This is a genomic window from Pseudomonas sp. PDM26 (assembly GCF_019219185.1).
In the GTDB taxonomy this organism is placed as follows: Bacteria; Pseudomonadota; Gammaproteobacteria; order Pseudomonadales; family Pseudomonadaceae; genus Aquipseudomonas.
Map to the genome: position 1 here is coordinate 175,801 of NZ_JAHUWC010000001.1, position 13,182 is coordinate 188,982.

The 13,182-nt window shown below is 58.6% G+C and carries 13 protein-coding genes; 7 read left to right on the forward strand and 6 right to left on the reverse strand.

All coding sequences use genetic code 11. The features are described 5' to 3' along the window. The first annotated feature begins 277 nt into the window (after positions 1–277). The gene (locus KW849_RS00825; RefSeq protein WP_218426811.1) at positions 278–1,672 is read left to right on the forward strand and encodes a PhoH family protein; all 1,395 of its coding nucleotides are present in this window, start codon (positions 278–280) and stop codon (positions 1,670–1,672) included. Between the two features lie 129 nt (positions 1,673–1,801). Here KW849_RS00825 and KW849_RS00830 read toward each other — a convergent pair whose 3' ends face one another. After that, positions 1,802–2,245 carry an HIT family protein gene (locus KW849_RS00830; protein WP_218426813.1) on the reverse strand — a complete coding sequence of 148 codons (444 nt, stop codon included), beginning with the start codon at positions 2,243–2,245 and terminating at the stop codon, positions 1,802–1,804. A 621-nt stretch (positions 2,246–2,866) separates the two neighbouring features. Between KW849_RS00830 and moaC the strand changes: the two genes are divergently transcribed. From moaC to KW849_RS00850, 4 genes are all read left to right on the forward strand, one after another. After that, entirely contained in the window at positions 2,867–3,340 is a 474-nt protein-coding gene (gene moaC / locus KW849_RS00835; protein WP_218426815.1) for a cyclic pyranopterin monophosphate synthase MoaC, read from the forward strand. Then, on the forward strand, positions 3,337–3,579 hold the full coding sequence (gene moaD, locus KW849_RS00840) for a molybdopterin converting factor subunit 1 (RefSeq protein WP_218426817.1): 243 nt from the start codon (positions 3,337–3,339) through the stop codon (positions 3,577–3,579). Before moaC ends, moaD begins: the two co-directional genes overlap by 4 nt. Before the next feature lie 3 nt (positions 3,580–3,582). Continuing rightward, positions 3,583–4,035 carry a molybdopterin synthase catalytic subunit MoaE gene (gene moaE, locus KW849_RS00845; RefSeq protein WP_218426819.1) on the forward strand — a complete coding sequence of 151 codons (453 nt, stop codon included), beginning with the start codon at positions 3,583–3,585 and terminating at the stop codon, positions 4,033–4,035. Positions 4,036–4,322: 287 nt separating this feature from the next. Continuing rightward, positions 4,323–5,099, forward strand: coding sequence for an ABC transporter substrate-binding protein (locus KW849_RS00850; protein WP_218426821.1), 777 nt, complete (start codon positions 4,323–4,325; stop codon positions 5,097–5,099). An 84-nt stretch (positions 5,100–5,183) separates the two neighbouring features. On the opposite strand, the gene KW849_RS00855 is transcribed toward KW849_RS00850, so the two are convergent. From KW849_RS00855 to KW849_RS00875, 5 genes are all read right to left on the reverse strand, one after another. After that, positions 5,184–5,825 (reverse strand): transcriptional regulator, encoded by a 642-nt coding sequence (locus tag KW849_RS00855; RefSeq protein ID WP_108214957.1) that lies wholly within the window; start codon positions 5,823–5,825, stop codon positions 5,184–5,186. Positions 5,826–5,915: 90 nt separating this feature from the next. After that, entirely contained in the window at positions 5,916–7,043 is a 1,128-nt protein-coding gene (locus tag KW849_RS00860) for an FAD-binding oxidoreductase (RefSeq protein ID WP_218426823.1), read from the reverse strand. A gap of 60 nt (positions 7,044–7,103) precedes the next feature. After that, positions 7,104–8,048, reverse strand: a complete 945-nt coding sequence (locus KW849_RS00865) for an ornithine cyclodeaminase family protein (RefSeq protein ID WP_218426826.1) — start codon at positions 8,046–8,048, stop codon at positions 7,104–7,106. A gap of 138 nt (positions 8,049–8,186) precedes the next feature. Next, complete coding sequence (rhlB, locus tag KW849_RS00870) at positions 8,187–9,677, reverse strand: ATP-dependent RNA helicase RhlB (RefSeq protein ID WP_218426828.1); 1,491 nt, start codon at positions 9,675–9,677, stop codon at positions 8,187–8,189. Between the two features lie 98 nt (positions 9,678–9,775). Beyond that, positions 9,776–10,432 (reverse strand): alpha/beta hydrolase, encoded by a 657-nt coding sequence (locus KW849_RS00875; protein ID WP_218426830.1) that lies wholly within the window; start codon positions 10,430–10,432, stop codon positions 9,776–9,778. Between the two features lie 467 nt (positions 10,433–10,899). Here KW849_RS00875 and KW849_RS00880 point away from each other — a divergent pair, with 467 nt between their 5' ends. Both KW849_RS00880 and KW849_RS00885 read left to right on the forward strand, forming a co-directional pair. Then, positions 10,900–11,931, forward strand: coding sequence for an amino acid ABC transporter substrate-binding protein (locus tag KW849_RS00880; RefSeq protein WP_108214962.1), 1,032 nt, complete (start codon positions 10,900–10,902; stop codon positions 11,929–11,931). Positions 11,932–11,996: 65 nt separating this feature from the next. Beyond that, positions 11,997–13,178, forward strand: a complete 1,182-nt coding sequence (locus KW849_RS00885) for an amino acid ABC transporter permease (protein WP_218426832.1) — start codon at positions 11,997–11,999, stop codon at positions 13,176–13,178. Positions 13,179–13,182: the final 4 nt, after the last annotated feature.

The window sequence follows — 13,182 nt, forward strand, 5'->3', positions numbered from 1 at the left end:
CAGGTCGACTTATGACTGTAAACGGGTGATGGCAGTCCGCCAAGTGCTATTGGTCATTCTGAAAAATAAACTTCAAAAAAGCGTCAAAGTACTTTTTTCTGTCACACGTTTTGGAGTATTACGAAGACAGACCGCCGAAACCTGCAACACAGGTGGCGTCTCCCAAGACCCGTTTGTTTGCAGTCACTTGAGTCTTCGCAGGTAAGATTCGGCGGCCCTTCGAGGCGCAGCACCGCCAAGGTATTGCGTCGACTGGCTCCCACAAAGGTGACCGAGTATGGATGATCACGGACGTAGCTCTTCTTCCAACCAGCCAATCCTGTATGTACTCGATACCAACGTATTGATTCACGATCCAAACGCGCTGCTCAACTTCGAAGAACACCACGTCGCGATCCCGATGACCGTGCTTGAAGAGCTCGACAAGCTCAAGAGCGGGCATCACAGCGTTGCCGCCGAATGCCGCCAGGCCATCCGCCTGATCGACAAGACCCTGGGCGATGCCTCACCCGAGGACGTCGAGCAGGGTGTGCCGATCCAGCGTGGCAAAAGCGGACCCAAGGGTTTGCTGTCAATTCTGATGATCAGGAATGCCGAGCCGAATCTGATTCTGCCCGAGCACCTGAACGACAACAGAATCATCAACCAACTGATCGACCTGCACGCGCGCGACCCGAAAAAACCCGTGGTGCTGGTCACCAAAGACATCAACATGCGCCTCAAGGCGCGCGCCTGCGGGATCGAGGCCGAGGACTACAGCACCGACCAACTGGTCGACGACGTGTCCTTGCTGCCCAACGGCTACCACAACATGACCGGCTCCTTCTGGGACCGCGTGAGCAAGGTCGAAACCCGCCAGGACCACGGCCGCACCTGGCATCAGGTGCAATTGATCGACAACCTGCCGGCGGTGCACGTCAATGAATTCATCATTGATGAGCAGGGCTTTGTCGGCTGGATCAAGGAGATCGAAGTAGACCGCTTGCTGATCCTCGACCTGCACCAGGAACCGCTGCTGCACCAGGAAGCCTGGGGCCTCAAGCCGCGTGATATCTATCAGAGCCTGGCGCTGTACGCCTTGCTCGATCCGGACATCCACCTGGTCAACCTGTCGGGTGCGGCGGGTTCGGGTAAAACCATCCTGGCGCTGGCCGCTGCGATCGAGCAGACCATGGTCAGCAAACGTTATCGCCGCATCATCGCCACCCGTAGCGTGCAGGGCCTGGACCAGGAAATCGGCTTCCTGCCCGGCACCGAGGCGGAAAAAATGGAGCCGTGGCTGGGCGCCATCACCGACAACCTCGAAGCCTTGCACATGGATGACGAAAGTACCCATGGCAGCGTCGACTACATCCTCAGCAAAGTGCCGTTGCAGTTCAAATCCCTCAACTACATCCGGGGCCGCAGCTTCCAGCAGAGCCTGATTTTGATCGATGAATGCCAGAACCTCACGCCGCACCAGATGAAAACCATCATCACCCGTGCCGGCGCCGGTTCCAAAGTGGTGTGCCTGGGCAACCTGGCACAGATCGACACCCCTTACCTGTCCGCGACCAGCTCCGGGCTGACCTATCTCACTGAACGCTTCAAGGACTTCCCGAACGGGGTGCACATCACCTTGCAAGGGGTACCACGCTCGATCCTGGCCGAATACGCCGAATCGCATTTGTAACTGTCCACCGGAACCGGGCAGCCGCGAGGTCGCCCGGTTTTTTGTACGTGACGAAAAGGCCGTGCCTCTGGGCAGACCCAATACCGATGAATGTATTTCTGCAAAACCTGAGGGCGAAAGCAGTCTTGTTTACAGAGATTGCGAAAAATAGCCCTTGAGGGTTTCCGTCAGAATTGATTGAGCGTCCAATACCTCTTGGGTGGGCTCAGGCTGTGAGCTACTGAACTTTTTTCGCGTCCAGCTGAAAAAGAAGGGGCCATCAATAATGCGTTCATTGTGTTCCGCCAAATATAACTGGGTCACGGAGGCATACCTGGGGAAAATATGAAAATGCAGTTCATGATTGAGCTCGGAAATACGCATTATGTATATTTTTTCAGGAGAAAATAGCGTGTTTAAGGCTCGCTCCGTAAATGCCAAGCCTTTCATCAGTTCAGCACTCTCCGCCGAACTTAGTTCTTCGAGTCTTGATATGTCCCGCTTAAGAGAAATAATCATGTAGCCAGGGATGTCACAGTCCCGACAATGAGAGATTACGATGCGTTTTCCTGAGTAAATTGTCCGCGCTGACATGACTAGCCTCCCATGTGCCAACTGTGGTTAACGGGTAGGGCCTTCCCCGTTGAGCTCCTGCCAGAGGTCAGCAGGAAAAAACATTACGTGATACCTCTGTACTGAAATTTGTAGAGTCGTTAGTTTTGCTGGTCAGTTTTTATCGAATGAGTAACTCGGTCAATCATTCAGTTGTAGGGAGTTTCACAGCAGGTCATGGTTACGAGCCTACGGAGAGTTCTTACGTCGAGATTTATTATAAAGTAATCAGTGAATTATTGGTTGGTGCACAAATTTAAGCTGTTCGGTAACGTCAAAAAAACGAATTTGCAGTAGGGTTTTGTTACATTTATTTGTTCTTGGGCATGGCGTCCATCGGTGTTTTTAAACACTAATAAGGAATCGCATTTGTAACTGTCCACCGGAAGCGGGTGGCCCTACAGCCGCCCGATTTTTTATGCCCGACACAAATTCTCTGTAGGAGCGAGCTTGCTCACGAAGGTGGATCAGGCAACGCTGCGTAGACTGACACAGCATCGCGAGCAAGCTCGCTCCTACAGGGACTGTGGTGGGCCGACAATCGTGCGTGCGGAAAATTGACCTGCAGGTTTACAATCGACGCTCCTGATCAGGAGTAATCCCGTGCTGACTCATCTCGATTCCCAAGGTCGCGCCAACATGGTCGACGTCACTGAAAAAGCCGTGACGTTCCGTGAGGCGACCGCCCAAGCGCTGGTGCGCATGCTGCCCGAAACCCTGCAGATGATCGTCAGTGGCGGCCACCCCAAGGGTGATGTGTTTGCCGTGGCGCGCATTGCCGGCATTCAGGCAGCGAAGAAAACCAGCGATCTGATTCCCCTGTGCCATCCGCTGATGCTGACCGGCGTCAAGGTCGAGCTCAGTGCCGAAGGCGACGACTCGGTGCGCATCGTGGCGCGCTGCAAGCTGTCCGGGCAGACCGGCGTCGAGATGGAGGCGCTGACCGCTGCCAGTGTCGCCGCGCTGACCATCTACGACATGTGCAAGGCCGTGGACCGCGGCATGACCATCGAAAGCGTGCGTCTGCTGGAGAAGGTCGGCGGCAAGAGTGGTCATTTCCAGGCAGAGCCGTCATGAACATTACCGTGAAGTTTTTCGCCCGTTATCGTGAAGCGCTGGGGCTGGACTCGGTGAAGGTTCAAGGCGATTTCGCCACCGTCGACGACGTTCGCGCATTGTTGGCCCAGCGTGACGGTGCCGAGGTATTGAGCGAGCAAAACCTGATGTGCGCCCGCAACGAAGACCTCTGCCAGCTCGACGAGCCGGTCAGCGAGGGCGATGAAGTGGCGTTCTTCCCGACTGTGACCGGAGGCTGAACCATGGCCATTCGCGTGCAGTCCACGCCGTTCGACCCGGGTGCCGAGGTCAACGCCATGCACGACGCCAACGTCGGCGTGGGGGCGGTGGTGAGTTTTGTCGGCTATGTGCGCGACTTCAACGACGGCCTCGACGTTGCCGGGATGTTCCTCGAACACTATCCCGGCATGACCGAAAAGGCCCTCGGCAAGATCGCCATCGAGGCCGAGCAGCGCTGGCCGCTGCTCAAGCTGGAAGTGCTGCACCGCGTCGGCGCCCTGGAACCGGGCGAGCCGATTGTCTTCGTCGGCGCGGCCAGCGCCCATCGTCAGGCGGCATTCGACGCCTGCGCCTTTGTCATGGATTACCTGAAAACCCGTGCGCCGTTCTGGAAGAAAGAAAACACCAGTGACGGGCCGCGCTGGGTCGAGGGGCGTGACAGTGATCATGCGGCGGCGGATCGCTGGAAACAGTAGTTTCTGCGGCGTCTCTGATTAAGCCATCGCGAGCAGGCTCGCTCCTACAGTAGATCTGTGTTCACAGTTCAAATGTAGGAGCGAGCCTGCTCGCGATGGCGTCATCTGCATCAGCAAAATTCTTGATGAACCACCACCCGACCACCGGCCTGCACGGGCTGCATTTGCCTCATTGACGATTTATACGTAAAAGTCCAGTATGGAATTATAAGTACAAAAAAGGTTTCCACCCGTTTCAGCTTTTTCTTCTGTCTTGCCAAACCAACAACAACCGCGAGAAAACGAACATGAAGAAGTTCCCCCTCATCACCGGTCTGGCCTTGAGCCTGTTGGCGTGCAGTTCTGTATTCGCCGCCGAGAAAACCTTGCGCATTGGCATTGAAGCCGCTTACCCGCCGTTCGCCTCGAAAACCGACAAAGGCGAAATCGTCGGTTTCGACTATGACATCGGCAACGCCCTGTGCGCACAGATGAAGGTCAAGTGTGTGTGGGTCGAAGGTGAGTTCGACGGTCTGATTCCTTCCCTGAAAGTGAAGAAAATCGACATGGCGCTGTCGTCCATGACCATCAACGAAGACCGCAAGAAGTCGGTGGACTTCACCCACAAGTACTATTTCACTTCGTCGCGTCTGGTGATGAAGGATGGCGCGGTGGTGGATGACCAGTACGCCAGCCTCAAGGGCAAGTCCGTCGGCGTGCAGCGCGCCACCACCACCGACCGTTACGCCACAGAGGTGTTCGAGCCCAAGGGCATCAACGTCAAGCGCTACAGCAACAACGAAGAAATCTACATGGACCTGGCCGCTGGTCGCCTCGACGCGATTTTTGCCGACACTATTCCGCTCAATGATTTCCTGTCGATGCCCCGTGGCAAGGGTTACGCCTTTGTCGGGCCGGAGCTGAAAGATCCGAAATATGTGGGCGAGGGTGCCGGGATTGCCGTGCGCAAGGGCAATACCGAACTGGTCAGCGAGCTGAACACGGCCATTGATGGCATTCGCAGCAGTGGTCAGTACCAGAAGATTTCGGACAAGTATTTCAAGTCGGATATCTACGGCGACTGATCAAAAAGATCGCAGCCTGCGGCAGCTCCTACAGTGGAACGCATTCTCCTGTAGGAGCTGCCGCAGGCTGCGATCTTTTGATTTTCAGCCCTTCAATTCCTTCAAATGCTTGTACACCGTCGCCCGGCCCATGTTCAGCACATTGGCCACGTAGTTCGATGCGCTTTTGCCCTTGAACGCGCCTTCGGCGTGCAACGCCAGCACCAGTTCACGCTTGTGGTCGCGGGTCAGAAGATTCAGGCTCAGCTGGCGTTCGCGCAGCCAGGCGTGGAGGAAGGTGTTGATCCGCTCTTGCCAGTCATCGCGAAACAGTGAATCCGGTTGCGGGATCAGCTTGGTCGGCGACAGGAACAGGTCCAAAGCGGCCTTGGCATTTTCGAACAACGAAATGTTCAGGTTGATGCACAGCACCGCCAACGGATGACCCTCGCTGTCGCGTAGCACCGTGCTGAGGCTGCGAATCTTCTGACCATCCCAGTTGAGCTTTTCGTACGGCCCGATGTTTCGTTCGCTGACATCGTCGCTGAGCATGTCTTCCAGCGCCGAGTCGTCGCCGATTTCCCGTTTGGACAGGTTGTTGGCGATGTAGTCGACCTTTTGCGTACGCAGGTCGTGCAGCACCACTTCGGCGTGGGGAAAGAACAGTGTGGCGATGGCATCGGCGATCGCCCGGAAGTTATCCAGCGACGCAGTGTTCGGGACCGAGTCTTTTTCGGGGGCGTTCATACAGTGGAACTCCAGGCAGCGTCAGCGCCCCATCAAAGGGGCTCTGAAAGTGTGCCGTAATCGTGTGGGCGCGTCACCTGAGGATCAGGATCAGCCGAGGCGGGCAGGGGAGAGCATTTCGGCATTCAGGCCGAAACGGCCAAGTGACTCGGGCAACGCTGCACCGCGCACCAGTGCCGCGCTGGCCTGGCCCATGGCAGGCGAGGTCTGGATGCCATAACCGCCCTGTGCCGCGACCCAGAACAGCCCCGGTACCTGTGGATCGAAGCCAGACAGCAAGTCGCCGTCGCTGACGAAGCTGCGCAGGCCGGCCCAGGTGCGGATCGGGCGGCGAATGGTCAGGGTCGTGGCCTCTTCGATCTGGTAGATGCCCATGGCAATGTCCAGCTCTTCGGGCTGTACGTCGTGGGGTTCGACCGGGTCGGCGTTGGCCGGCGAGCCGAGGAACATCCCGGCGTCGGGTTTCATGTAGAAGGACTCGTCGAGGCTGACCAGCATCGGCCAATGGTGGATGTCCACGCCTTCGGGGCCGGCGAAGATGAACGCGGCACGGCGTTTCGGTTGCAGGCCCAAGGGCTTGGCGCCGGCCAATTCACCGATCTTGTCGGCCCACGCGCCGGCGGCGTTGATGATGATCGGCGCGCTGAACGTCTGGCTGCCGGTCTGGACATGCCATGTACCTTGGCCGTCGCGGCTCAGGCTGACGACTTCGCTGTCGGTATGCACTTCGCCCTGGTTGCGGCGGATACCGCGCAAATAGCCCTGGTGCAGGGCATCGGTGTCGATGTCGCTGGCGGTCGGGTCGTAGATGGCGCCGTGGACCTTTTCCCGGCGCAGGATCGGCACCAGTGTGCAGGCCTCGTCGACGCCGAGCAATTGCATCTCTGGCACCGTGGTTTTTGCGCTCTGGTATTGCCTGTTCAGCTCGTCCGGGTCACCGGTGAAGTCCACGGTCATTTCGCCACGCGGGGTCAGCAGCGGGTGTTCGCAGAAACCGCTGGGCGGGTTGTCGAAAAAGTCCCGGCTGGCCAGGGTCAACGCCCGTACTTGTGGGGTGCCGTAGGCGGCGGTGTACAGCGCCGCCGAGCGACCGGTGGAGTGATAGGCCGGATGGGATTCGCGTTCGAGCACGATCACGCGGCCGTGCTGCGACAGCCAGAAACCCGTGGAAGCACCGGCAATCCCGCCGCCGATGATGATGAAATCTGCCTGGCTCATGAACGTCTCCTGTGAAGCACAATGCCGGAATTATGGTGATCCCCCGTAGGAGCCGAGGTGTTAGTGCGACAGGCGATAGATCGCATTGGCCAGCGCAATGTCTTCCAGGCCCAGGCCGATGGAGCGGAAAAACACATGGCGATCGTAATCAGGGCGCAGGACCTTTCCGCTGAGCAGATCGGGCAGGTCGCCGACAATCGCGCCCTTGTCCCAGCCGTGCTGTTCGGCGGCGATCAGCATTTCACCGGCCGAGCCCGGGGTGGTCAGGCGATAGTCACAGAACACCTGCATGTCGTTGAGGCACTGCGGCGGCACTTCGTGGGCGCGTGGCGCGTTGGTGCTGATGGAGGTGATCAGCGCCGGTTTGTGCAAGTTTGACGGATCGATCACCGGACCGGCGGATGAGGTGCAGAGCATGATCACGTCGGCGTCCTGAACGGCAGCTTCGCGACTGTCGACGATGTTCAGGCGTGGCTCGATGTTTTTCAGCAGGCTCACGGTTTCGGCATCTTCGCTCAGGCTCGGCGAATACAGGCTGATGCTCTGCCAGTCGCGCAGGCCTTTCACGTAATGCAGGTGCGCCTGGGCCACTTTGCCGCTGCCGATGATGGCCAGGCGCTTGGCTGTGAGCGGCGCGAGGGCATCGACCGCCACGGCGGTGGTCGCGGCGGTGCGGGCCGTGGTCAGCTCACCCGCATCGCACAGCAACAGCGGCTGGCCGGTTTGCATCGACATCAGCAGTGTCCACGCCGTCACCAATGGCCCCTGTTCACGGACGATGTACGGCGAAGTCTTGATCCCGTACACGCCGTCTTCGGCCAACACGCCCAGGTAATTGATGAAGTCGCCGGCACCCTGGGGAAATTCCACCAGTTGCTGCGCCGGTTGCACTGCTTGCCCGGCGGCCAGGTCGCGGAACAGTTTGCGCAGGATCTGCGGCACATCGACCTGCGCCAGTAGCTCGCGAGCCTGGGCTTGGGGGATCACTTGGGGCGTACTGGACATGGCCGGCTCCGGAGTTGGAAGTAAACTAATTTGTCTATTATGGACTTTTAGATATCTACAGCAAGCTCCTGTTGAAAAAAAGCCGGGCGAAAAAAAAGCGCAGTCCGTTTCCGGCTGCGCTTGTCTTTTCAGCGTCGCTTAATGAGGACGCTTGCGCTCAACCGCCCGCAACAGATGCGTCGGTGGCGTTTCACAGCTGATCTTGCGCCCCAGCAGTTCTTCGATGGACGGTAGCTGGTAGGAGTCGTCTTCACCGGCAAAGCTGATGGACACGCCGTCGGCGCCAGCACGACCGGTCCGGCCGATGCGGTGCACGTAGTCGTCCGGCACTTCCGGAAGGGTGAAGTTGATCACGTGGCTGATGCCGTCGATGTGGATGCCGCGGCCGGCCACGTCGGTGGCCACCAGTACGCGGATCTTGCCTTCGCGGAAACCTTCCAGGGTCTTGATGCGCTTATGCTGCGGCACGTCGCCGGACAGTTGCGCGGCGTTGATGCCGTCGCGCACCAGGCGTTCTTCGATGCGTCGCACTTCATCCTTGCGGTTGGCGAACACGATCACCCGCTCCCAACCATTGTCGTTGACCAGGTTGTAGAGCAGTTTGTATTTGTCGGCACCGGCCACCGCGTAGATGTGCTGCTCGACGTTTTCGCTGGCCACGTTCTGCGCTTCGATCTCGACGATCGACGGGTCGGTGGTCCATTGCTTGGCCAGGTTCATCACGTCTTCGGTGAAGGTCGCGGAGAACAGCAGCGTCTGACGCTCGGACTTCGGCGGCGTCTGGCGAATAATCTGGCGCACTTGCGGGATGAAGCCCATGTCGAGCATGCGATCGGCTTCGTCCAGTACCATCACTTCGACCATGTCCAGATGCACGTCGCCGCGCTGGTTGAAGTCCAGCAGACGGCCCGGTGTGGCCACGAGGATGTCGCAGTGGCGGGCTTCGAGGTGCTTGAGTTGCTTGTCGAAGTCCATGCCGCCGACGAACGTCATGACGTTGAGGCCGGTGTACTTGGTCAGGTCGGCGGCGTCCTTGGCGATCTGCACTACCAGTTCGCGGGTCGGTGCGATGATCAGCGCCCGCGGCTCACCCATGTAGCGCTCTTTCGGCGGCGGGGTTTGCAGCAGCTGGGTGATGATCGAGATCAGGAACGCAGCGGTTTTGCCGGTACCGGTCTGGGCGCGGCCGATGGCGTCTTTGCCCGCGAGGGTGAAGCCCAGCACCTGGGCCTGGATCGGCGTGCAATACGGGAAGCCCAGGTCCTGGATGGCGTGCATCAGCTCAGGGGCGAGTTTGAAATCGTGGAAGCGGGTTTTGCCTTCCTGGGGTTCGACGACGAAGTCTTCGAGTTTCCATGGGATGACCGGCGCCTTCGGCTTGGGTTCACGACGCGGTTTGGCGGGTTTCGGCGTTTCGCTGCGTGGCTGTTCCGGGGGTGTTATCGCCGCAGGCTGGGCAGTTTGTGCGGTCTTCGGCTCATGCTTGGGTGGCGCGGTGGGGGCGGCCCGTTCAGACTGATTACCGTCGGTGCGGTGGCCGGGAGCGTGAGACGCAGCGCTGGGAACTGGCGCGAGTTGCTCAGTCTCGCTTTTACCGAACATTTTCTTGAGTGCTTTGAGCACGGTCATCTCATCAATTGGTTAAGGAATGTACGCCGGCCAGTGTAATGCAAGAATCAGGCGCGGCGTAGGGGGATGGATCAAAGGGCGCTTTTAATCCTGAACGCTCAGCGCAAGCGCTCGGCGAGCCAGACGCCGATGTCGCGAATTTCTTCGGGTAACACTTCGTGACCCATTGGGTATTCCTGCCATGTCACGGTGACACCACGCAGTTTCAAATGCTCGTAGGCGCTGCGTCCCATCGAGTTTTGCACCACGTCGTCATACTGGCCGTGCATCGTCAGCACCGGAATGCGCTGCTGGCTGGCGGACAACTCCAGTCCATCGCTGAAGGTCGGTGCATAAGTAGAAAGGGCAACTACGCCACCCAGTGGTCCCTGCCACTTCAGAAACGCGGTGTGGAACACCACGGCACCGCCCTGGGAAAAACCTGCCAGAAAAATCCGCGAGGCGTCTATTCCGCTGGCGCGCTGCGTCTCAACCAGTTCGATGATCCAGTTGGCCGACTCTTCGAGTTGTTCGCGATTGATTGCGCGCGCCGGGCTCATGGCCAATATGTCGTACCAGCTCGGCATCTCGTAACCGCCATTGATGGTCACGGTGCGGCTCGGTGCCTGGGGCAAAACGAAGCGGGTGCTCAGCAGGCTTTCCTGTAGCGCTTCGGCCACCGGCAGGAAGTCATAGCGGTCGGCGCCCAGGCCATGCAGCCAGATGACGCAGGCGTCTGCGGTCTTGACGGGTTCAAGAATCAAGGGGTTGGTCATGGCTGCTCCAATGTTGTGCGTGCGCGCTCATTAAGTGCGTGATCCAAGTGCGCGTCAGGTTGATCCGTTAAGAAGATGTCGCAAGGGTACAAGTTTTGCTATTGACCTGCAGCTGAAGCGCTTCCGCGGGCGGTGTGGTACGGGCTTTGCTATGGAGAAGCGGTGCAACACATCTCGCGCCCGGCGGTAACACTATCAGTGTACTGCCGACTGTGGGATAGCAATGAATCCGGTGATGGATGTTCGCCAAGGGCCGCTACGGGGCTTCGCGAACGTGAAAGGGCTACAGCCCGTTCGGCCGACTGGTGAGAGTGAGTTTTCCATGATGTGGATTTTCTCCTACTAGACACATAGCTAACGTCTTACGTCGGTTGACCCCAAAAAAAACCAACACGGGTCGACTACGCCTCAAAAGGGTGCGACAGGACTCACGCTCCGACACAACAAGAGCAAAACTGGAGGTTTGAATGAAGATGTTGAAATCCACCCTGGCTATCGTGACTGCAGCCGCAGTGCTCGGTGTCAGCGGGTTTGCCCAGGCGGGTGCAACCCTGGATGCAGTGATGAAGAAAGGTTTCGTGCAGTGTGGCGTCAGCGATGGCCTGCCAGGCTTCTCGGTTCCGGACTCCACCGGCAAGATCGTGGGTATCGATGCTGACTACTGCCGCGCAGTAGCGGCGGCTGTCTTCGGCGACGCGACCAAGGTCAAGTTCAGCCAGTTGAACGCCAAGGAGCGCTTCACCGCGCTGCAATCCGGCGAAATCGATATTCTGTCGCGCAACACCACCATGACCAGCTCCCGTGACGCGGGCATGGGCCTGAAATTCCCTGGCTTCATCACCTACTACGACGGCATCGGCTTCCTGGTAAACAACAAGCTGGGCGTCAAGAGCGCCAAGGAACTGGACGGTGCAACCATCTGCATCCAGGCCGGTACCACCACCGAACTGAACGTTTCCGACTACTTCCGCGGCAACGGCCTGAAATACACCCCGATCACCTTCGACACCTCCGACGAAAGCGCCAAGTCGCTGGAATCCGGTCGTTGCGACGTACTGACCTCCGACAAGTCTCAGCTGTTCGCCCAGCGCAGCAAGCTCGCTTCGCCGAAGGACTACGTGGTTCTGCCGGAAACCATTTCCAAGGAGCCTCTGGGCCCGGTCGTGCGTAATGGCGACGACGAGTGGCTGGCCATCGTGCGTTGGACTGGCTTCGCCATGCTCAACGCTGAAGAAGCCGGCATCACTTCGAAGAACGTCGAAGCCGAAGCCAAGGGCACCAAAAACCCGGACGTAGCCCGTCTGTTGGGTACCGACGGTGAATACGGCAAAGACCTGAAAGTGAAGAAAGACTGGGTCGTGCAGATCGTCAAGCAAGTGGGTAACTACGGCGAAGTGTTCGAGAAAAACCTCGGCAAGAGCACTCCGCTGGAAATCGACCGCGGGCTGAACGCTCTGTGGAACGCTGGCGGCATTCAATACGCACCACCAGTGCGCTGATGGTTCTATCACCCGGTGGGCCAACCGCCGGGTGATGTTCTGTTCCATTATTTGCGGGGCACTTCATGCAAAATTCAATCGGCGCACCAAAGCAGAGGCTCAGCCTCAGCGATCCTAAAGTGCGTGCGTGGCTATTCCAGATCATCACCATTGTGGCGGTGGTCTCGATGGGCTGGTATCTGTTCGATAACACCCAGACCAACCTGCAACACCGGGGCATTACCTCCGGTTTTGACTTTCTGGAGCGCAGTGCCGGTTTCGGCATCGCTCAACACCTGATCGACTACACCGAATCGGACACCTATGCCCGAGTGTTTGTCATCGGCCTGCTCAACACGCTGCTGGTGACCTTCATCGGCGTGATCCTGGCGACGATCCTCGGGTTCATCGTCGGCGTGTCACGGCTGTCGAAGAACTGGATCATCAGCAAGGTAGCGACGGTGTATGTGGAAGTCTTCCGCAATATTCCGCCACTGCTGCAAATCCTGTTCTGGTATTTCGCGGTGTTCCTGACCATGCCGGGGCCGCGCAACAGCCATAACTTCGGCGACACCTTCTTCGTCAGCAGCCGCGGCCTGAACATGCCGGCGGCGTTGATGGCGGACGGCTTCTGGCCGTTTGTGGCGAGCATTGTGGTGGCGATCGTCGCCATCGTGCTGATGAGCCGCTGGGCCACCAAGCGCTTCGAAGCCACCGGTGTGCCGTTCCACAAGTTCTGGGTGGGCCTGGCGATGTTCCTGGTAATCCCTGCACTGTGTGCACTGATCTTCGGCGCACCATTGCATTGGGAAATGCCGAAGCTGCAAGGCTTCAACTTCGTCGGTGGCTGGGTGCTGATCCCGGAACTGCTGGCGCTGACCCTGGCCCTGACTGTGTACACCGCGGCGTTTATCGCCGAGATCGTGCGCTCGGGCATCAAGTCGGTCAGCCATGGCCAGACCGAAGCGGCGCACTCGCTGGGGCTGCGTAACGGTCCGACCCTGCGCAAGGTGATCATCCCGCAAGCCCTGCGCGTGATCATTCCACCGCTGACCAGCCAATACCTGAACCTGGCGAAGAACTCCTCGCTGGCGGCCGGTATCGGTTATCCGGAAATGGTCTCGCTGTTTGCCGGTACGGTGCTGAACCAGACCGGGCAGGCGATCGAGGTGATTGCGATCACCATGAGCGTGTACCTGGCGATCAGTATCAGCATTTCCCTGCTGATGAACTGGTACAACAAGCGCATTGCGCTGATCGAGCGGTAAGGAA

What these genes read in the sequence shown, in the direction of transcription:
- KW849_RS00885 (WP_218426832.1), top strand. Translation starts at nt 11,997, where the DNA reads ATGCAAAATTCAATCGGCGCACCAAAGCAGAGGCTCAGCCTCAGCGAT.
- KW849_RS00880 (WP_108214962.1), top strand. Translation starts at nt 10,900, where the DNA reads ATGAAGATGTTGAAATCCACCCTGGCTATCGTGACTGCAGCCGCAGTG.
- KW849_RS00875 (WP_218426830.1), bottom strand. Translation starts at nt 10,432, where the DNA reads ATGACCAACCCCTTGATTCTTGAACCCGTCAAGACCGCAGACGCCTGC.
- KW849_RS00860 (WP_218426823.1), bottom strand. Translation starts at nt 7,043, where the DNA reads ATGAGCCAGGCAGATTTCATCATCATCGGCGGCGGGATTGCCGGTGCT.
- KW849_RS00825 (WP_218426811.1), top strand. Translation starts at nt 278, where the DNA reads ATGGATGATCACGGACGTAGCTCTTCTTCCAACCAGCCAATCCTGTAT.
- moaE (WP_218426819.1), top strand. Translation starts at nt 3,583, where the DNA reads ATGGCCATTCGCGTGCAGTCCACGCCGTTCGACCCGGGTGCCGAGGTC.
- KW849_RS00865 (WP_218426826.1), bottom strand. Translation starts at nt 8,048, where the DNA reads ATGTCCAGTACGCCCCAAGTGATCCCCCAAGCCCAGGCTCGCGAGCTA.
- rhlB (WP_218426828.1), bottom strand. Translation starts at nt 9,677, where the DNA reads ATGACCGTGCTCAAAGCACTCAAGAAAATGTTCGGTAAAAGCGAGACT.
- moaD (WP_218426817.1), top strand. Translation starts at nt 3,337, where the DNA reads ATGAACATTACCGTGAAGTTTTTCGCCCGTTATCGTGAAGCGCTGGGG.
- KW849_RS00855 (WP_108214957.1), bottom strand. Translation starts at nt 5,825, where the DNA reads ATGAACGCCCCCGAAAAAGACTCGGTCCCGAACACTGCGTCGCTGGAT.
- KW849_RS00830 (WP_218426813.1), bottom strand. Translation starts at nt 2,245, where the DNA reads ATGTCAGCGCGGACAATTTACTCAGGAAAACGCATCGTAATCTCTCAT.
- KW849_RS00850 (WP_218426821.1), top strand. Translation starts at nt 4,323, where the DNA reads ATGAAGAAGTTCCCCCTCATCACCGGTCTGGCCTTGAGCCTGTTGGCG.